The sequence below is a fragment of the Sabulicella flocculans genome, assembly GCF_045449635.1.
Lineage (GTDB): Bacteria > Pseudomonadota > Alphaproteobacteria > Acetobacterales > Acetobacteraceae > Roseococcus.
Map to the genome: position 1 here is coordinate 25,269 of NZ_JBJJBR010000015.1, position 18,892 is coordinate 44,160.

An 18,892-nucleotide genomic window follows, 5' to 3' on the forward strand; every position below is an offset into this window, starting at 1 on the left:
GTCACACGGAAGTGCCTCACAGTGACCCTGCCCAACACCTACAAGTCCGGCCCCGATGCCTCGGGCAAGTTCGGCGGCTTCGGCGGCCGCTTCGTGGCCGAGACGCTGATGCCCCTGATCCTGGAGGTGGAGGAGGCCTACGCCGCCGCCAAGGCCGACCCCGCCTTCGACGCCGAGTGGCGGCGGCTGCTGAAGGACTATGTCGGCCGCCCCAGCCCGCTGTGGTTCGCCGAGCGCATCACCGAGCACTGTGGCGGCGCCAAGGTCTACTTCAAGCGCGACGAGCTGAACCACACCGGCGCGCACAAGATCAACGCGGTGCTGGGCCAGATCCTGCTGGCGCGGCGCATGGGCAAGAAGCGCATCATCGCCGAGACCGGGGCCGGGCAGCACGGCGTGGCCACCGCCACGGCGTGTGCGCTGTTCAACCTGCCCTGCACCGTCTTCATGGGCGCCACCGACGTCGCCCGCCAGCAGCCCAACGTGTTCCGCATGAAGCTGCTGGGCGCCGAGGTGGTGGCGGTGGATTCCGGCGCCGCCACGCTGAAGGACGCGATGAACGAGGCGCTGCGCCACTGGGTCGCCAATGTCGAGGACACCTACTACTGCATCGGCACGGTGGCCGGCCCGCACCCCTATCCGGCGATGGTGCGCGACTTCCAGAGCATCATCGGCGAGGAGCTGCGCTGGCAGATGGACCAGGCGGAAGGCCGCCTGCCCGACCTGCTGGTGGCGGCCATCGGCGGCGGCTCCAACGCCATGGGGCTGTTCTACCCCTTCCTGGACGACCCTTCGGTGAAGATGCACGGCGTCGAGGCCGGGGGCCACGGCGTGCACCTGCCCGATGGCCACGCCGCCAGCCTGACGGGCGGGCGGCCCGGCGTGCTGCACGGCAACCGCACCTACCTGCTGCAGGACGCCCAGGGCCAGATCATCGAGGGCCATTCCATCAGCGCCGGGCTGGACTATCCCGGCGTCGGCCCGGAGCATTCCTGGCTGCATGAGCTGGGCCGGGTGCACTACGTCAACGCGACGGACACGGAGGCGCTGGACGCCTTCCAGCTCTGCTCGAAGCTGGAGGGCATCATCCCGGCGCTGGAGCCCGCGCATGCCCTGGCGCATGTGCTGCGCGTGGCCCCCACCATGGGGCCGGACGAGATCATCGTGATGAACATGTGCGGCCGCGGCGACAAGGACATCTTCGCGGTGGCCGAGCGGCTGGGGGTGAAGCTGTGATGGCATCCGTGCAGGACGCGCCGGCGGCGGAGATGGACCGCACGGCCGGCGAGGGGCGCATCGCCCGGCGCTTCGCGGCGCTGAAGGCGCAGGGGCGCGGCGCGCTGGTCACCTTCCTGTCGGCCTACGACCCCGACCGCAAGACCTCCATGGACCTGCTGCGCGGCCTGCCGGGCGCGGGGGCCGACCTCATCGAAATCGGCATGCCCTTCAGCGACCCGATGGCCGATGGCCCCTCGGTGCAGCGCGCCGGGCAGCGCGGGCTGAAGGCGGGCGTCACCATGGCCGGCACGCTGGCGATGGTGCGCGACCTGCGGGCGGAGGACGACGCCACGCCCGTCATCCTCATGGGCTACCTCAACCCCATCCTGGCCTATGGCGAGGAGCGCTTCTGCACCGATGCGGCGGCGAGCGGCGTGGACGGCCTCATCGTGGTGGACATGCCGCCGGAGGAAGCCGGGATCCTGGCCCCCCACGCGGCGCGGCACGGGCTGGACATCATCCGGCTGGTGGCGCCGACCTCGGACGCCGCGCGGCTGCCGGTGGTGCTGAACGCCTCCTCCGGCTTCGTCTACTACGTGGCCATCACCGGCATCACCGGCACGCGCTCCGCCGACCCGGCGGCGCTGGCCCGCGCCATCCCGCCGATCCGCGAGCACACCGGCCTGCCGATCTGCATCGGCTTCGGCATCCGCACGCCGGAGCAGGCGGCGCATGCCGCGCGCGTCTCGGACGGCGCGGTGGTGGGCTCGGCGCTGTGCGACGCGCTGGCCGCCTCGCTGGATGAGCAGGGGCGCGCCAAGCCCGACACGGTGCGGGTGGTGCTGGACGCGGTGCGGGCGCTCGCCGAAGCGGTGCGCGCGTGAGCCTTTCGCCGGAGCAACTGGCCGAGATCGCCGCCGCGCGCGCGGAGGCCCGGCCGACCCTGCGCCCGGTCAGCCCCGGCGCGGAGGCGGCGCTGTTCACCGCCCGCCCGGTGCTGGACAGCGGCTTCGTGCGGCTGGTGGACTACATGGGCGATGACGGCGCGGTGGTGCAGGGCGCCCGCGTCTCCTACGGGCGGGGGACGAAGGCGGTCAGCGACGACCGCAACCTCATCCGCTACCTGATGCGGCACAAGCACACCACGCCCTTCGAGCTGTGCGTGGCCAAGTTCCACGTGCGCGCGCCGATCTTCGTGACGCGCCAATGGTTCCGCCACCGCACGGCGAGCATCAACGAGTACTCGGCGCGCTACAGCGTGCTGGAGCGCGAGTTCTACTTCCCCCGCCCGGAGGACATGGCGGCGCAGAGCGCCACCAACCGCCAGGGCCGCGCCGAATCCCTGCCGCCCGAGCAGGCCGAGGCCGCGCTGTCCCTGCTGCGCGAGGATGCGTCCCGCGCCTATGACCACTACCTGCACCTGCTGAACGCGGACGAGGACGGCAAGGTGCTGGACGAATCCCGCACCGGGCTGGCGCGCGAGCTGGCGCGGATGAACCTGCCCATCAACGTGCTGACGCAGTTCTACTGGCAGGCCAACTTGTGGAACCTGCTGCACTTCCTGAAGCTGCGCGCCGACCCGCACGCGCAGATGGAAATCCGCGCCTATGCCGAGGCGATGCTGGAGATCGTGCAGGCCTGGGTGCCCACGGTCTTCGAGGCCTTCGCCGACTACATGCGCGACGCCGCCAACATCTCCGGCCCCGCCATGCAGGTGCTGCGCGCCATGCTGGCCGGCGAGCCTGTGACGCAGGAAGCGAGCGGCCTGAGCAAGCGCGAATGGCGCGAGCTGATGGAGACGCTCGGGCGGTGACGCCCGAGGCGCTGCTCGACATCCTCGCGCGCTCCGACGCGCTGAAGCATGTGGAACGCGCGGCCTTCACCGGCACCCGCCGCGAGACGAGCGGCGAGCATTGCTGGCAGGTGGCGCTGGTGGCGGTGCTGCTGCACCCCCAGGCGCCGGAGCCCAGGCCCGACCTCGGCCAGGTGCTGGCGATGATCGCCGCGCATGACCTGGTGGAGATCGAGGCCGGCGACACCTTCGCCTTCGACGACGAAGGCCTCGAAACCCAGTTGGCGCGCGAGGCCGCGGCGGCGCGCAAGCTGCCGGATGCCCTCGCCGCCCTGTGGGCCGAGTTCGAGGCGGGCGAGACGCCGGAGGCGCGCTTCGCCATGGGCTGCGACCGCCTGCAGGGCTTCGCCCAGCAGGTGCAATGCGGCGCCCCGGCCTGGACGGCGATCGGGCTGACCAAGGAGCGCTCGTTGGTCCGGATGGGCCCGGCCATCGCGCTGGGTGAACCCTTCGCCGCGCCCATCCTGCACCTGTACGGGGAGGCGATGGCGCGCGGCCTGCTGCGTTGAGGCGGGCATGGACCCGCTGATCGTTTCCGCCGAATTCGCCGAACCCGTCCAATCCGCGCTGGAGGCGCTGCGCCGCGACCACTTCCCCGCGCACCGCAACTTCATCCCCGCCCATTGCACCCTGTTCCACGCCCTGCCCGGCGAGATGGAGGCGGAGGTGCTGGCCCGGCTGGCGCTGCCGGAGGACCGGCGCGCCCGCATCGGCCCGCCGCGCTTCACCGGGCGCGGCGTGGCGCTGGCGGTGGAGGCCCCCGGCCTGGGTGCCCTTCGCGCCGCCCTGGCGCGGGAATGGCAACCGGTGCTGACGCCGCAGGACCGCCAGGGCTGGCGGCCGCACGTGACGGTGCAGAACAAGGTGGCGCCCGAGGTGGCGCGGGCGCTGCACGCGGCGCTGCTGGCCGGCTGGGCGCCGCTGCACACCCGCGTGGCCGCCCTGCGCCTGTGGCGCTACCGCGGCGGCCCGTGGGAGGCGGTCATCCCCGCCGCGGCCTGAGCCGCCACAGCGGCACCGCCACCAGCAGGAAGAAGCCGGCGTTCAGCAGGGCGTTGGGCCAGAAGCCCAGCAGCAGCGAGGCCGCGCTGTCCAGCGCGAACCACAGCGCCCAGCCGGCCATCGCGGCGCGCCAGGCCGCGCGGTCCCGCCGCAGCGGCAGCAGCAGCAGGGTGAGCGCCCAGCCGGCGATGACGGCGCCCAGCACGGCGTAGAGGAAGCGGATGTAGCCCGCGGCCGGCGCCAGCGCCGCCGGCAGCGCCGCCTGGCCGAACAGCAGCCCGTTGAACGCGGCCTGGGTTGGGCCCGGCAGCAGCAGCAGCGCCAGGCCGAAGGCCAGGGTGCCCCCCAGCGCCGCATGCAGCAGCCGGGTCATCCCATGCTGATGCTGGGGGCCCGCGGCGTGGCCGGCGCCTCCAGCTTCTCCCACAGCCGGGCGGCGATGGCGCGGTAGGCGCCGGCCTCGTGGCTGTCGGGCGCGGCCAGCACGATGGGGGTGCCGGCATCGGCCATCTGGCGGATCGCCAGCTTCAGCGGCAGCTCGCCCAGGAACTCGGTGCCCAGGCGCCCGGCCTCGGCGCGGGCGCCGCCATGGCCGAAGATCTCCGTGCGCTCGCCGCATTTGGGGCAGCAGAAGAAGCTCATGTTCTCGATGAGGCCGAGCACGGGGACGTTGACCTTCTCGAACATGCGCACGCCGCGGCGGGCGTCGATCAGCGCCACGTCCTGCGGGGTGGAGACGATCACCGCGCCGGCCAGCGGCACCCGCTGGGACATCGTCAGCTGCGCGTCGCCGGTGCCGGGCGGCATGTCCACCACCATCACGTCCAGCTCGCCCCACTCCACCTGGCCCATCATCTGCTCCAGCGCGCCCATCACCATGGGGCCGCGCCAGACCATCGGCGTCTCCTGCTCCACCAGGAAGCCGATGCTCATCGCCTTCAGCCCCCAGCGCGAGACGGGGATGATGCGCTGGCCCACGGCGCGCGGCTTCTCCTGCGTGCCGAGCATCTGCGGCAGGGAGGGGCCGTAGATGTCGGCGTCCAGCAGCCCGACCCGCAGCCCCTGCGCCGCCAGCGCCACGGCGAGGTTGACCGACGTCGTGCTCTTGCCCACGCCGCCCTTGCCCGACGCCACGGCGACGATGCGCTTCACGCCGGGCAGCAGCATGGCGCCCTGGCCGGCGGGGGCCTTGGCGGCGGGCGGCGGGGCGGCCGGCGCCTCGGCGCGGTGCGCGGTGAGCACCACGGTGGCCGACAGCACGCCGGGCACCGCCGCCGCCGCCGCCTCGGCGGCCCGGCGCAGCGGCTCCATCTCCCGCGCGCGCTCGCGCGGGACGGCCAGGGCGAACTGCACCATGCCGTCGCGCTCGCTGATGCCCTCCACCATGCCGGCGGCCACCACGTCCCGGCCGGTGGCCGGGTCCCTCACCTGGCCCAGGGCGGCGCGGACCGCCTCGACGAGAGATGCCATGGCAAGATGACCTTTCCTTAACGCTGTCGGCTCTCCATATGCACCGCACCGGGGCGCCGCGCACCCCTCCCTTCCGGGGGCGGGGCGTCCTATCTTTTCAGCGTCGGAATGGCGGGAGAGCGCGGACCAGATGGCGTGGAACAATGGCGGGCCCAGCCCCTGGGGCAATCCGCGTCCCGGCGGGAATGGCGGCGGCCCCTGGGGCAACCCGCCCCCGGGCGGCAACCGCCCCCCTCCGGGTGGCGGCCCGGACGTGGAGGAGATGATCCGCCAGGCCCAGGCGACGGTGCGGCGCTTCCTGCCGCGCGGCGGCGGCTTCGGCGGCAAGGGGCTGGCGCTGGGCGCGCTGGTGGTGCTGGGGCTGTGGGGCTTCTCGGGCGTCTATCGCGTCCAGCCGGATGAGCTGGGCGTGGTGATGCGCTTCGGCGCCTTCGACCGCACCGCCCCGCCGGGGCTGAACTACCGCATCCCCTGGCCGGTGGAGACGGTGACGACGCCGCGGGTGACGCGCATCAACCGGGTGGACGTGGGCTTCCGCGGCCCGGCCGACGCGCCGGCCGTGGCGTCCGGCCGCGCCGCGGCGGGCCGCGACGTGCTGGCGGAATCCCTGATGCTGACCGGCGACGAGAACATCATCGACATCGACTTCGCCGTGTTCTGGCGCATCCGCGATGCCGGCGAGTTCCTGTTCAACACCCGCAACCCGGAGGACACGGTGAAGTCCGCCGCGGAATCCGTGATGCGCGAGATCATCGGCCGCACGCCCATCCAGGCGGCGCTGACCGAGGCGCGCGCCCAGATCGAGCAGGACGTGCGCCGCGGCACCCAGGCCATCATGGACCAGTACCGCGCGGGGGTGGAGATCACCCAGGTGCAGATGCAGAAGGTGGACCCCCCGGCCGCGGTGGTGGACGCCTTCCGCGACGTGCAGCGCGCCAACGCCGACCGCGAGCGCGTGCGCAACGAGGCCGAGAGCTTCCGCAACGACATCATCCCCCGCGCCCGCGGCGAGGCGGAGCGCATGGTGGCCGAGGCGCAGGGCTTCCGCGACGGGCAGATCGCCCGCGCGCGCGGCGAGGCCGGGCGCTTCACCGCCGTGCTGGGGGCCTATTCCCAGGCGCAGGACGTGACGATCCGCCGCATCTACCTGGAAACCATGGAAGAGATCCTGAAGCGCAACAACATGATCCTGGTGGATGACCGCCTGCAGGGTCTGGTGCCCTTCCTGCCCCTGGGGCCGGACGGCACGCGGCCGGCCGCGCCGGGGGCGGGCCGCCCGGCGGCCCCGCCGCCCCAGGCGGTGGCGCCCATGGTCCAGCAGCAGATGCGCCCGGGGGTGGCCCGATGAACAAGATCGTCATCGCCTCGGTGGTGCTGCTGGCGGCGCTGTTCGCCGCCGCCGGCGCCTTCTTCACCGTGCAGCAGACGCAGCAGGTGCTGATCACCCAGTTCGGCCAGCCGATCCGCGTGGTCCAGCAGCCCGGGCTGAACGTGAAGATCCCCTTCATCCAGACGGTGATCCCCTTCGACCGCCGCCTGCTGGACTACGACGCGCCGGGCGAGGAAGTGATCCTGGGTGACCAGCGCCGCATCATCGTGGACAGCTTCACCCGCTACCGCATCACCGACCCGCTGCTGTTCTACCAGACGGTGGGCGTGACGGAGCAGGGCATCCGCGGGCGCCTGTCCTCCATCGTCACCTCCTCGCTGCGCCGGGTGCTGGCCAGCGAGCAGCTGAACGCCGTGCTCTCCAACGAGCGCCCGCGCGTGATGGGCGAGATCCGCCGCCTGGTGAACGAGGAGGCGCAGCGCTTCGGCATCGAGGTGGCCGACGTGCGCATCCGCCGCGCCGACCTGCCGGACGAGAACACCCAGGCGGTGCTGAGCCGCATGCAGTCCGAGCGCGAGCGCGTGGCCCGCGAGGCCCGCGCCGAGGGCGCCGAGGTGGCGGCGCGCATCCGCGCCCAGGCCGAGCGCGACCGCACCGTGCTGCTGGCCGAGGCGGAGGCGAACGCCGCCATCCTGCGCGGCACCGGCGAGCAGGAGGCCATCCGCGTCTTCGCCGAGGCCTTCCGCCGCGACCCGGAGTTCTTCCAGTTCTGGCGCACCATGCAGGCCTACCGCGAGGTGTTCTCCAACGGGGAATCCCGCATGGTGCTGACCCCGGAAAGCGACTTCTTCCGCTTCTTCCGGGAGATCCCGGACGTGGCGGGCGCCCGCCCGCCCGGTTGATGCCGCCCGCAACGCGGGCCTAGGCTTGCCGTTCCCCGGGCCGGGCGCATCTCTGGCGCCCGGCCCGGAAGCATCCTTCGAGGTTCATCGCATGCACCGCCACGCCCTCGCCTTCGTCCTGAGCATCGCCGCGCTGCCGGCGCTGGCGCAGCCGCGGGCGGAGCCGCCTTCCACCGCCGCCGCCCAGCCGGCGGTGCCCCCGGCGGTGGCGCCGCCGCGCGGCGCGCCGGAATCCTTCGCGCCGCTGGTGCGCTCCCTGCTGCCGGCGGTGGTGAACATCTCCACCACCCAGGGCGGCGCCAACAGCCGCGCCAACCGGCCCGACGCGCCCGAGGCGCCCCAGGCCCCGCCCGGCTCCCCCTTCGAGGAGTTCTTCCGGGACTTCTTCAACCGCAACCGCCCCGGCCAGGGCGAGGCGCAGCCAGGCCAGCCCGGCCGCCCGCAGCCGCCGGCGCGGCGCGCGCAGTCGCTCGGCTCGGGCTTCATCATCGACCCGTCCGGGCTGGTGGTGACCAACAACCACGTCATCGACGGCGCGGACGAGATCAACGTCATCCTGCAGGACAACACCAGCCTGCGCGCCACCCTGGTCGGCACCGACCCGCGCACCGACCTCGCGGTGCTGCGGGTGCAGCCGGCCCAGCCGCTGCCCTCCGTGCCCTGGGGCAACAGCGACACCGCCGACGTGGGCGACTGGGTGCTGGCCATCGGCAACCCCTTCGGCCTGGGCGGCACCACCACGGCGGGCATCGTCTCGGCGCGCGGGCGCGACATCCGCCAGGGCCCCTTCGACGACTTCATCCAGACCGACGCCGCCATCAACCGCGGCAACTCGGGCGGCCCGCTGTTCAACCTGCGGGGCGAGGTGGTGGGCATCAACACCGCCATCTACTCGCCCACCGGCGGCTCCATCGGCATCGGCTTCGCCATCCCCTCCAACCTGGCGCAGGGGGTGGTGCGGCAGCTCGCGGAATCGGGGCGCGTGCGCCGCGGCTGGCTGGGGGTGAACATCCAGCAGGTGACGGACGAGATCGCCGAGAGCCTGGGCCTGCGCGGCGGCGCCCGCGGCGCCCTGATCGCCCGCGCGCAGGAGGACGCGCCGGCCGCGCGCGCCGGCATCCGCAACGGCGACGTGGTGCTGCGCTTCAACAACCAGGAGGTGCGCGAGATGCGCACCCTGCCGCGCATCGTCGCCGAAACCGCCGTGGGCACCCAGGTGCCGGTGGTGGTGTGGCGCGACGGCAAGGAGGAAACCCTGACCGTCACCCTGGGCGAGCTGCCCGGAGAGGCGCAGCAGGCCAGCGCGCCCGCCCAGCAGCCCACCCCGCGCGGCGACCGCCCGGTGGAGCTGAGCGGCCTGGGCCTGCGCGTGCAGGGCGTGACGGCGGAGCTGCGCGAGCGCTTCCGCCTGCGCGCCGAGCAGCGCGGCGTGGTGGTGGTGGAGGTGCTGCCCAACACGCCCGGCGCCGAGCGGGAGATCCGCCCCGGCGACGTCATCGTCGAGGTGCAGCAGGAGCGCGTGACCACCCCGCAGGAGCTGACGGAGCGGCTGGAGCGCCTGCGCCGGCAGAACCGCGCCACCGCCCTGTTCCTGATCGAGAGCCAGAACGGCCAGCGCTTCGTGCCGCTGCGCCTGGCCGCGCCGGCGCGCTGACGCCACCCCTGGCCGGGCGCGCCGGCGCCCTGCTAGCCTCCCTGGCAAGAACGCAACCAGGGAGGTCCCATGTCCACGCCCCGCCGCGCCGTCCTGGCGCTCGGCCTCGCCGCGCCGTCGCTGGCCCTCGCCCAGGGGGGCGGGGTGGGCCAGTGGCAGCCGGACCGGCCCATCCGCGTCATCGTGCCCTTCCCGGCCGGCGGCGCCACCGACGTCTGGGCCCGGCTGCTGGCCGAGCCCCTGGCCGAGCTGCTGCGGGTGCCGGTGGTGGTGGAGAACCGCTCCGGCGCCGCGGGCATGATCGGCGCCGACGCCGTGGCCAAGTCCGCGCCGGACGGGCACACCCTGCTGTTCACCATCACGCCGCTGGTGCAGTCCCCCATCGTGCTGGGCAATAGCCCCTGCGACCCGATCCGGGACTTCACGCCCATCGGCCAGATGGGCAACACCACGCTGATCTTCTGCGTGCGCGGCGACCACCCGCCCCGCACCCTGGGGGACTTCATCGCCTTCGCCCGCGCCCGCCGGGCGGCGGGGCAGGCGCTGATGCTGGGCTCCTGGGCCGCGGGCTCCACCGCGCATGTCTACGCGCTGGCGATGAACAACCAGCTCGACCTCGGCATGACGCACGTGGCCTACCGGGGCGAGGCGCCGATGGTGACGGCCTACCTGGCGCGGGAGGTGGATTGCGGCATCAACTCCCTCACCTCCGTGCGCGAGCACATGGCCACCGGCAAGCTGCGCGGACTGGCGGCGCTGGGCGACGCCCGCCACCCCAACATGCGCGACATCCCGACCTTCTTCGAGCAGGGGGTGGATGTGGGCCGGGGCTGGAGCGGCTTCATCGGCCTGCTGGGCCCGGCCCGCCTGCCGCCCGCCGTGCTGGCCCGCCACGCCGAGGCCTTCCGCCAGGTGATGGCGCGCGACGCCATCCGCCGCCGCCTGCTGGAGATGGACACCGACCCCGATTGGCTGGGCCCGGAGGATTTCGCCCGCACCATCGCCCGCGTGCAGGCGAAATGGATCGAGATCACCCGCGGCATGGACCTGCAGCTGTAGGGGGCGCGCACGCTTTCCCCTTCCCCTGGGCCCCCATCCGCGCCATATAGCCCCGGCCGGACCGGGACGCCCGGGCCGGCGCAACCGCGCCGCGTGGCGGGTTGTCAGAGCCCCAGCGATGCCTTCGGCAACGGGTCTGGCGGCGTTTCCGGCCCCATGGCACCCGCCGCGGCGCGCAATCGCCCGGCCCCCCATGCGCCCCGAGACGCCGAGAGCCTCCCGCGCCGGGACCCGGCTTCGCGCCCGGACTGCCACCCTGCCGCGCCGGCCATGAAGGACGACGCATGTTCGACAACTACTTCCGCAAGGACATCCCCTGGGGCGGCCAGATCCTGACGCTGGAGACCGGCAAGGTCGCGCGCCAGGCCGACGGCGCCGTGATGGCGCGCCTGGGCGACACCATCGTGCTGTGCACCGTGGTCGGCGCCCGCTCCGTCAAGCCGGGCCAGGACTTCTTCCCGCTGACGGTCAACTACCAGGAGAAGGCCTTCGCGGCCGGCAAGATCCCCGGCGGCTTCTTCAAGCGCGAGGGGCGCCCCTCCGAGTTCGAGACGCTGACCTCGCGCCTCATTGACCGGCCCATCCGTCCGCTGTTCCCCGAGGGCTTCCGCAACGAGGTCCAGGTCATCGCCACCGTGCTGTCGCATGATGGCGAGAACAACCCCGACATCGTCGCCATGGTCGGCTGCTCGGCGGCGCTGACGCTGTCGGGCATTCCGTTCTTCGGCCCGATCGGCGGCGCCCGCGTGGGCTACGTGGACGGCCAGTACGTGCTGAACCCGACCCTGGCGCAGACCAAGCTCTCCCAGCTCGACCTCGTGGTCGCCGGCACCGCCGAGGGCGTGCTGATGGTGGAGTCCGAGGCGCAGGAGCTGAGCGAGGACGTGATGCTCGGCGCGGTGGAGTTCGGCCACCAGGGCTTCCAGCCGGTGATCGAGGGCATCATCGCCCTGGCCGAGGTCGCGGCGAAGGAGCCCTGGACGCTGGCCGAGGCCGACCCGGCGCTGGCCACGCTGAAGGCCCGCATCGCCGAGATCGGCACCGCGCCGATGGCCGAGGCCTACAAGGAGACGCAGAAGCTGCTCCGCCAGGGCAAGGTGGGCGAGGCCAAGAAGGCCGTGCTGGCGCAGCTGGAGGCCGAGGGCCTCGACGTCGCCGCCGCCAAGGGCATGATGAAGGAGCTGGAGGCGGACGTGGTCCGCAACTCCATCCTCGACACCGGCCTGCGCATTGATGGGCGCGACACCAAGACCGTCCGCCCCATCCTCAGCGAGGTCGGCATCCTGCCGCGCGCCCACGGCTCGGCGCTGTTCACCCGCGGCGAGACGCAGGCGCTGTGCGTCGCCACCCTGGGCACCGGCCAGGACGAGCAGATCATCGACCAGCTGGTGGGCGAGTACCGCGAGCGGTTCATGCTGCACTACAACTTCCCCCCCTACTCGGTGAACGAGACGGGGCGCATGGGCTCGCCCGGCCGGCGCGAGATCGGCCACGGCAAGCTCGCCTGGCGCGCCATCCGGCCCGTGCTGCCGGAGAAGGAGAAGTTCCCCTACACGCTGCGCGTGGTGAGCGAGATCACGGAGTCCAACGGCTCCTCCTCCATGGCCACCGTCTGCGGCACCTCGCTGTCGCTGATGGATGCGGGCTGCCCGCTGCTGCGCCCGGTGGCCGGCATTGCCATGGGCCTCATCAAGGAGGACAAGGGCTTCGCCGTGCTGAGCGACATCCTGGGCGACGAGGACCACCTCGGCGACATGGACTTCAAGGTGGCCGGCACCGAGCAGGGCATCACCGCCCTGCAGATGGACATCAAGATCACCTCCATCACCTTCGACATCATGCGCACCGCGCTGGGCCAGGCGAAGGACGGGCGCATCCACATCCTGGGCGAGATGGCCAAGGCGCTGTCGGGCGCGCGCGGCGAGATGGCGGCCACCGCGCCGAAGATCACCGTGATCAACGTCCCCAAGGACAAGATCCGCGAGGTGATCGGCACCGGCGGCAAGGTGATCCGCGAGATCGTCGAGCAGACCGGCACCAAGATCGACATCGAGGATGACGGCACCATCAAGATCGCGGCGACGTCGCAGGAGGCCACCCAGGCCGCCATCGACAAGATCCGCGGCATCGTGGCCGAGCCCGAGGTGGGCGTGATCTACACCGGCAAGGTGGTGAAGACCGCCGAGTTCGGCGCCTTCGTCAACTTCCTGGGCGCCAAGGACGGGCTGGTCCACATCAGCGAGCTGGCCAACGAGCGCGTCAACCGCACCACCGACGTGGTGAAGGAGGGCGACGCGGTGAAGGTTAAGGTCATCGGCTTCGACGACCGCGGCAAGGTGAAGCTGTCCATGCGCGTGGTGGACCAGCAGACCGGCGCCGACATCACCGAGCAGGTCGGCGAGCGCCGCCCGCGCGAGCAGGGCGAGGGCGAGGACCGCCCCCGCCGCGAGCGCGACGACCGCGGCCCGCGCCGCCCCCGCCGGGACGACTGACCTCCCGCGCGCCATGAGGGCCGATCCCGACTCGCGGGGTCGGCCCTTTCCGTGTTAGCGACACATCCAGAAACAATCCGCATAGCAAGGCTGCTGCCGTGAAGGCCATCAACGCGATCCGCATGGGCGGGGTGGAGGTTCTGCCCCTGGTGGAAGGGGGCAAGGGCGTCGCCGTCTCCAACGGCCTCACCGCGGGGGCCTGGGCGGCCGCGGGCGGGGTGGGCACCTTCTCCGCCGTCAACGCCGACAGCTACGACGCCGAGGGGCGCACCATCCGGCAGGTCTATCACGGCAAGACCCGCCGCGACCGGCACGAGGAGCTGGTGGCCTACGGCATCGCCGGCGGCATCGCCCAGGCGCGCGAGGCGCGCGAGGTGGGCGGCGCCAACGCGCGCATCCACGCCAACATCCTGTGGGAGATGGGCGGGGCCGAGCGGGTGATCCGCGGCGTCCTGGAAGGCGCCAAGGGCTTGGTGAACGGCATCACCTGCGGCGCCGGCATGCCCTACAAGCTGGCCGAGATCGCGCGCGACTTCGGCGTGCACTACTATCCCATCGTCTCCTCCGCCCGCGCCTTCTCCGCGCTGTGGAAGCGCTCCTACGGCAAGGTGAGCGAGTGGCTGGGCGGCGTGGTCTACGAGGACCCCTGGCTGGCCGGCGGCCACAACGGCCTGAGCAACAGCGAGGACCCGCGCAAGCCCGAGGCCCCCTACGAGCGCGTGCGCAAGCTGCGCGAGCAGATGCGCGCCTTCGGCCTGGACGAGACGCCGATCATCATGGCCGGCGGCGTCTGGTGGCTGGAGGAGTGGGAGGACTGGCTGGACAACCCCGAGCTGGGGCCGGTGGCCTTCCAGTTCGGCACCCGCCCGCTGCTGACGCAGGAGTCGCCCATCAGCGACGCCTGGAAGAAGCGCCTGTGCGAGCTGAAGCCCGGCGACGTGCTGCTGCAGCCCTTCTCGCCCACCGGCTTCTACAGCAGCGCCGTCAAGAACGACTTCCTGGCCGAGCTGGAGGCGCGCTCGGAGCGGCAGGTGGCCTTCAGCACCGAGCCGGTGGGCGAGCACGCGGCGGAATTCGGCATCGGCCCGCGCAAGCGCCTGGTCTGGCTGGCCCCGGCCGACCGCGACCGCGCCCAGGCCTGGACCGCGGCCGGCTTCACCGAGGCGATGCGCACCCCCGACAGCACGCTGATCTTCGTCACGCCCGAGAAGTCGCGCGAGATCCTGCATGACCAGGTGGCCTGCATGGGCTGCCTGAGCCAGTGCCGCTTCTCCAACTGGTCGCAGCACGGGCCGGACTACGACAACGGCAAGAAGGCCGACCCGCGCTCCTTCTGCATCCAGAAGACGCTGCAGGACATCGCGCATGACGGCAGCCTGGAGGACAACCTGATGTTCGCCGGGCACAACGCCTACCGCTTCGGCTCCGACCCCTTCTACTCCAACGGCTTCGTGCCGACGGTGCGGCAGCTGGTCGAGCGCATCATGACGGGGCGCTGAAACCCCTTCCCACGCACGCGCGGCGGCGGCCATCATGGCCCCCGCCGCGCGAACGGCGCGGCAAGGGAGGAACCGGATGACCACCACCCGCCGCGCGGCGCTGCTGCTGCCCGCCCTCGCGCTGCCGCCGCTGGCGCGGCCCGCCCTGGCGCAGCCCGCCTGGCCCTCCCAGCCGCTGCGCCTGGTCTGCCCCTTCGCCGCCGGCGGGCCGACCGACGTGGCCGCCCGGCTGGTGGCCGAGGCGCTGTCCGCCCAGCTTCCCCAGCGCGTGGTGGTGGAGAACCGCACCGGCGCCGGCGTGGTGGTGGGCACCGAGGCAGTGGCCAGCGCGCGCGACGGCCACACCTTCCTGTATTCCACCATCGCCCACGCGGTGCTGCGCCCGCTCTTCGCCACGCTGCCCTTCGACCCGGTGGCGGATTTCCGCCCCACCGCGCTGGTCGGGCTGATTCCCATGCTGATGATGGTGAACAACGACGTCCCGGCGCGCGACCTGCGCGGGCTGGTGGCGCTGTTCCGCGACAACCCGGGGCGCTTCGACTACGGCTCCTCCGGCCAGGGCGGGGCGGTGCACCTGGCGACCGAGCTGTTCCTGCACCAGGCGGGCAACCTGCGGGTGAACCACATCCCTTACCGCGGCTCCGCCCCCGCCATGCCGGACCTGCTGAGCGGGCGGCTGGCGATGATCCTCAACGTCGCCTCCGACGGCATCGCCCCCACCCAGCGCGGCACCACCCGCGGCTTCGCGGTGACGGGCGAGCGCCGCATGGCCCAGCTGCCCGAGGTGCCGACCTTCGCCGAGGCCGGGCTGCCCGGCTACGAGGCCTACACCTGGCACATGGTGCTCTCGCCCGCCGCGACGCCGCCGGAGGTGGTGGCGCGCCTCAACGCCGCGGTGAACGCCGCGGTGGGCGAGGAGCGGATGCGCCGCCGCCTGGAGGACCTGGCCATGCAGCCGCGCTCCGGCGGCGGGCCGGAGGCGGCGGCGGAATGGCTGCGCGCCGAGACGGCGAAGTGGACGCAGGTCATCCGCGACTCGCGCATCAGCGTGTCGTGACGCCGCGCCGCCCCCTGCTGGCCGCCGCCGCGCTGCTGCCGGCCACCGCCCGCGCCGACGCCGCGGTGGCCGCGGCCATCGCCCCCTCGGGCACGCTGCGCGCGGCCATCAACTTCGGCAACCCGGTGCTGGCCCAGCGCGGGCCGGACGGCGCGCCGCGCGGCGTGTCCGCCGTGCTGGCCGCCGAGGTGGCGCGCCGCCTGGGCCTGCCGCTGCGCCACGTGCCCTTCGACGCCGCCGGGCGGGTGACGGAGGCCGGGGCGCGCGGCGAGTGGGACCTGTGCTTCCTGGCGGTGGACCCGCAGCGCGCCCAGGGCATCCTGTTCACCGCGCCCTACGTCGTCATCGAGGGCGCCTACATGGTGCGCCAGGACAGCCCCATCACCCGCAACGAGGAGGTGGACCGCCCCGGCGTGCGCGTGGCGGTGGGCCGCGGCAGCGCCTATGACCTGTTCCTGACGCGCGAGCTGCGCCACGCCACCATCATCCGCGCCCCGACCTCGCCGGCCTCGGTGGCGCAGTTCATGGCCGAGGGGCTGGAGGTGGCGGCCAACGTGCGCCAGCCGCTGGTGGCCCACGCGGCGGCCAACCCGGGCCTGCGGGTGCTGCCCGGCCGCTTCATGGCCATCGAGCAGGCGGTGGGCATCCCCGGGGGGCGGGAGGCGGCGCTGCCCTGGCTGCGCGCCTTCGTGGAGGAGGCCAAGGCCAGCGGGCTGGTGGCCCGCGCCCTGGCCGAGAGCGGTCAGGCCGACGCCGCGGTGGCGCCGCCGGGCTGAACCGCCAGCGCGCCGGGCACCGCGTTCAGCACCGGCTCGCCGCGCCCGAAGCGCGCGATGGCGTCCAGCAGCAGGGCCACGCTGGCCTGCCGCGCCTCGGGCGCCCAGGCGGCCATGTGCGGCGTCATCACCACGTCCTCGCGCGCGCGCAGGGCGGCGGGGATGTCCGGCTCCTCCTCGAACACGTCCAGCGCGGCGCCGAGCAGGGCGCCGGCTTCCAGCGCCGCCAGCAGCGCCGCGGTGTCCAGCACGCTGCCGCGGCCGACATTCACCACCACCCCCTGCGGGCCCAGCGCCGCCAGCACCGCCGCGCCCACCAGGTGCCGGGTGGCCGGGCCGCCGGGCAGCGCCACCACCAGGTGGTCGCTGGCCTGCGCCAGGGCCAGCGGGGTGGGCAGGTGGCGGAACGGCAGGTGCGGCCGCGGGGTGCGGGCGTGGTAGAGCACCTCCATCTCGAAGCCCAGGGCGCGGCGGGCGACGCGCTCGCCGATGGCGCCCATGCCCAGGATGCCCAGCCGCTTACCGGAGGGGATGGGGCGCGGCCCCACGCCCTGCCGCCAGTGGCCCGCCCGCGTCAGCGCATGGACCCGCGGCAGGTCGCGCAGGGCGGCCAGCAGCAGGGCCATGGCGTGGTCGGCCACCGCGGTGGCGTTGGCGCCGGCGCCGTGCGTCACCACGATGCCGCGCGCGGTGGCGGCGGCCACGTCCACGCGGTCGAAGCCGGTGCCCAGGCAGGCCACCATCCCCAGGGCCGGCAGCAGCGCCATCTCCTCCGCCGTCGCGCCGGCCAGGCCGGAGGTGACCAGGATGCGCTGGCGCTCGCGCAGCGCGGCCGGCAGCGCGGCGATGGGCCGGGAGAAGCCGTCGGCCACCGTCAGCCCCGCCTCGCGCAGCAGGGTGGCGTAGGCGGGGGAATCGCTGCGCATCAGCACTTCGGGGGGCATGGGAAGCAGGCTAGACCGGGATGGCGCGCGGCGGAATCACGCCCCGGCCCCGCCTGGGGGGCGATGGCCGCGCACCGCGCCCTACGCCAGCACCGCCAGCGCCCAGAGCGCCCCCACCCCGGCGGCGATGGCCGCGAGGTAGGAGCGCGTGCGCGCCATCACCGCCACGGTGACGCCGGCGGCCAGCCAGTGCCAGGGGCCGCCCTGCACCACCGGCGGCAGGGCGAAGGCCACGAAGATGCAGCCGGGCATGTGCTGCAGCATGGCCTGCACGAAGGGGCCCGGCCGGGTGGCGCGCAGCAGGGCGTAGCCGCCGGCGCGCAGCGCGTAGGTGGCCAGGGCCATGCCCAGGATGGCCAGGAGCACGTCCCACCGCAGGGTCACGCCCGGGTGTCCCGCCACGCGCCCAGCGCCGCGCCGCACAGCGCGCCCGCCAGCACCGGCCAGGGGGCGCCCAGCCCGGCGGCGTGGGCCAGCAGCGCCGCCGCCCCCGCCACCGCCCAGGGCCACAGGTCGCTGCGCGCCCCGCGCCACAGCGGCACGGTGATGGCCAGCACGGAGGCCAGGGCGGCGAAGAACACCGGGTGCCCGGGGGGCAGCCGCACCAGCCCGGCCAGGGCGTGCCCCGCCACCGTGCAGGCGGCCCAGACCACCCAGAGCGTGACGCCCATGCCCGCCAGCAGCGCGGCGTCGCGCCCGCCCGCCCGCTGGTCCGCCACCGAGACGGCGAAGCTGTTGTCCACCAGGGTGGCCAGGGTGCCCCACAGGCGCCAGCCGCGCAGCCGGTCCAGCCAGGGCGCCAGGGCCGCGCCCATCGGCGCCAGCCGCAGGTTCACCACCAGCGCCGCCAGGGTGGCGCCCAGGATGGGGGCGGGGTCGCTCCACAATTCCAGCGCCACCACCTGCGAGGTGCCGGCGAAGACCAGCAGGCTCATCAGCGCGGTTTCCAGCAGGGACAGGCCCTTGCCGGCGGCCGCCACCCCCACCACCAGCGCGAAGGGCAGCATGGCCGGGGCCAGCGCCAGCCCCGCCCGCGCCCCGCGCCGGAAGCCGTGCCGGGTGAACACCACCGGCCCGCTCATGCCAGCCGGGCCTCCGCCTCGGCGCGGGGGGTGTCCAGGGCACGGCGCGCCACCTCGCCGCCGAAGCCGGCGCGGGCCAGGGTGCCCAGCCACTTGCGGCGGGTATCGGGCCCGGGCGCGGCGGCGGCGAAGGGGCCGATGCGGCGGCGCCGGCAGGCCACCAGGCAAGCGTGGAACTCGTCCGGCACCTCCTCGCCCTGCAGGGCCGCCGCCGCCAGTTCCGCCGCCACGCCCTTCTGCGCTAGGTGGGCCAGGGTGGCACGGCCGGAGCGCCCGGCGCCGCGCAGCCGGCGGGCGCGGGCGGCGGCGAAGGCGGCGTCGTCCACCGCGCCGGCCCGCACCATGCGCGCGGCGACCGCGGCGGCGGCGGCGGTGGCGCGCGCCACCTCGGCGGCGATGGCCTCGGGGTCCTGGCCGGCCTGCCCGGCGGCGCGGGCCCAGCGGCGGATGCGGTTGCTCAGCACGCGGCGCAGCCCGGCCTCGGTGGCGCTGAAGCGCGCCAGGTGGGCCAGGGCGGCCTCGTGCAGCGCGGCGTCGTCGATGCGGGGCATGGCG

General features: G+C 74.0%; 19 protein-coding genes. 13 read left to right on the forward strand and 6 right to left on the reverse strand.

Annotated features, from left to right (window positions below):
* Positions 1-21 precede the first annotated feature (21 nt).
* The 5 genes from trpB to ACI6QG_RS13895 are packed head-to-tail and all read left to right on the forward strand — an operon-like array spanning position 22 to position 4,072.
* Positions 22-1,236 (forward strand): tryptophan synthase subunit beta, encoded by a 1,215-nt coding sequence (trpB, locus tag ACI6QG_RS13875; RefSeq protein ID WP_407025168.1) that lies wholly within the window; start codon positions 22-24, stop codon positions 1,234-1,236.
* A 32-nt stretch (positions 1,237-1,268) separates the two neighbouring features.
* Positions 1,269-2,102: a tryptophan synthase subunit alpha gene (gene trpA, locus ACI6QG_RS13880; RefSeq protein WP_407025245.1), complete on the forward strand. Its 834-nt coding sequence runs from the start codon at positions 1,269-1,271 to the stop codon at positions 2,100-2,102.
* Entirely contained in the window at positions 2,099-3,031 is a 933-nt protein-coding gene (gene thyX / locus ACI6QG_RS13885; RefSeq protein ID WP_407025169.1) for an FAD-dependent thymidylate synthase, read from the forward strand. The genes trpA and thyX overlap by 4 nt, the downstream gene beginning before the upstream one ends.
* A complete protein-coding gene (locus ACI6QG_RS13890) occupies positions 3,028-3,579 on the forward strand; it encodes an HD domain-containing protein (RefSeq protein WP_407025170.1) in 552 nt (183 codons plus the stop codon). The genes thyX and ACI6QG_RS13890 overlap by 4 nt, the downstream gene beginning before the upstream one ends.
* A gap of 7 nt (positions 3,580-3,586) precedes the next feature.
* Positions 3,587-4,072, forward strand: coding sequence for a 2'-5' RNA ligase family protein (locus tag ACI6QG_RS13895; protein ID WP_407025171.1), 486 nt, complete (start codon positions 3,587-3,589; stop codon positions 4,070-4,072).
* Here ACI6QG_RS13895 and ACI6QG_RS13900 read toward each other — a convergent pair.
* Entirely contained in the window at positions 4,053-4,445 is a 393-nt protein-coding gene (locus ACI6QG_RS13900) for a hypothetical protein (RefSeq protein ID WP_407025172.1), read from the reverse strand. The two genes, ACI6QG_RS13895 and ACI6QG_RS13900, sit on opposite strands and share 20 nt — an antisense overlap.
* Positions 4,442-5,542, reverse strand: coding sequence for an Mrp/NBP35 family ATP-binding protein (locus ACI6QG_RS13905; protein ID WP_407025173.1), 1,101 nt, complete (start codon positions 5,540-5,542; stop codon positions 4,442-4,444). Before ACI6QG_RS13905 ends, ACI6QG_RS13900 begins: the two co-directional genes overlap by 4 nt.
* A gap of 262 nt (positions 5,543-5,804) precedes the next feature.
* Here ACI6QG_RS13905 and hflK point away from each other — a divergent pair, with 262 nt between their 5' ends.
* From hflK to ACI6QG_RS13945, 8 genes are all read left to right on the forward strand, one after another.
* Positions 5,805-6,890, forward strand: a complete 1,086-nt coding sequence (gene hflK, locus ACI6QG_RS13910) for an FtsH protease activity modulator HflK (RefSeq protein WP_407025246.1) — start codon at positions 5,805-5,807, stop codon at positions 6,888-6,890.
* Positions 6,887-7,774 (forward strand): protease modulator HflC, encoded by an 888-nt coding sequence (gene hflC / locus ACI6QG_RS13915; RefSeq protein WP_407025174.1) that lies wholly within the window; start codon positions 6,887-6,889, stop codon positions 7,772-7,774. The genes hflK and hflC overlap by 4 nt, the downstream gene beginning before the upstream one ends.
* 91 nt (positions 7,775-7,865) lie before the next feature.
* Positions 7,866-9,428 (forward strand): DegQ family serine endoprotease, encoded by a 1,563-nt coding sequence (locus ACI6QG_RS13920; RefSeq protein WP_407025175.1) that lies wholly within the window; start codon positions 7,866-7,868, stop codon positions 9,426-9,428.
* A 69-nt stretch (positions 9,429-9,497) separates the two neighbouring features.
* Entirely contained in the window at positions 9,498-10,487 is a 990-nt protein-coding gene (locus tag ACI6QG_RS13925) for a Bug family tripartite tricarboxylate transporter substrate binding protein (RefSeq protein ID WP_407025176.1), read from the forward strand.
* 284 nt (positions 10,488-10,771) lie between these two features.
* Positions 10,772-12,979 carry a polyribonucleotide nucleotidyltransferase gene (gene pnp, locus ACI6QG_RS13930; RefSeq protein WP_407025177.1) on the forward strand — a complete coding sequence of 736 codons (2,208 nt, stop codon included), beginning with the start codon at positions 10,772-10,774 and terminating at the stop codon, positions 12,977-12,979.
* 98 nt (positions 12,980-13,077) lie between these two features.
* Complete coding sequence (locus ACI6QG_RS13935; RefSeq protein ID WP_407025178.1) at positions 13,078-14,478, forward strand: NAD(P)H-dependent flavin oxidoreductase; 1,401 nt, start codon at positions 13,078-13,080, stop codon at positions 14,476-14,478.
* A gap of 76 nt (positions 14,479-14,554) precedes the next feature.
* Positions 14,555-15,535, forward strand: a complete 981-nt coding sequence (locus tag ACI6QG_RS13940) for a Bug family tripartite tricarboxylate transporter substrate binding protein (protein ID WP_407025179.1) — start codon at positions 14,555-14,557, stop codon at positions 15,533-15,535.
* On the forward strand, positions 15,532-16,311 hold the full coding sequence (locus ACI6QG_RS13945; protein ID WP_407025180.1) for an ABC transporter substrate-binding protein: 780 nt from the start codon (positions 15,532-15,534) through the stop codon (positions 16,309-16,311). Before ACI6QG_RS13940 ends, ACI6QG_RS13945 begins: the two co-directional genes overlap by 4 nt.
* Here ACI6QG_RS13945 and ACI6QG_RS13950 read toward each other — a convergent pair.
* The 4 genes from ACI6QG_RS13950 to ACI6QG_RS13965 all read right to left on the reverse strand — a co-directional run bounded on the left by ACI6QG_RS13950 (position 16,278) and on the right by ACI6QG_RS13965 (position 18,888).
* A complete protein-coding gene (locus tag ACI6QG_RS13950) occupies positions 16,278-17,255 on the reverse strand; it encodes an NAD(P)-dependent oxidoreductase (RefSeq protein WP_407025181.1) in 978 nt (325 codons plus the stop codon). The two genes, ACI6QG_RS13945 and ACI6QG_RS13950, sit on opposite strands and share 34 nt — an antisense overlap.
* Before the next feature lie 81 nt (positions 17,256-17,336).
* On the reverse strand, positions 17,337-17,639 hold the full coding sequence (locus ACI6QG_RS13955) for an AzlD family protein (RefSeq protein ID WP_407025182.1): 303 nt from the start codon (positions 17,637-17,639) through the stop codon (positions 17,337-17,339).
* Positions 17,636-18,337 (reverse strand): AzlC family ABC transporter permease, encoded by a 702-nt coding sequence (locus tag ACI6QG_RS13960; protein WP_407025183.1) that lies wholly within the window; start codon positions 18,335-18,337, stop codon positions 17,636-17,638. The genes ACI6QG_RS13955 and ACI6QG_RS13960 overlap by 4 nt, the downstream gene beginning before the upstream one ends.
* Entirely contained in the window at positions 18,334-18,888 is a 555-nt protein-coding gene (locus tag ACI6QG_RS13965) for a RecX family transcriptional regulator (RefSeq protein WP_407025184.1), read from the reverse strand. Before ACI6QG_RS13965 ends, ACI6QG_RS13960 begins: the two co-directional genes overlap by 4 nt.
* Positions 18,889-18,892: the final 4 nt, after the last annotated feature.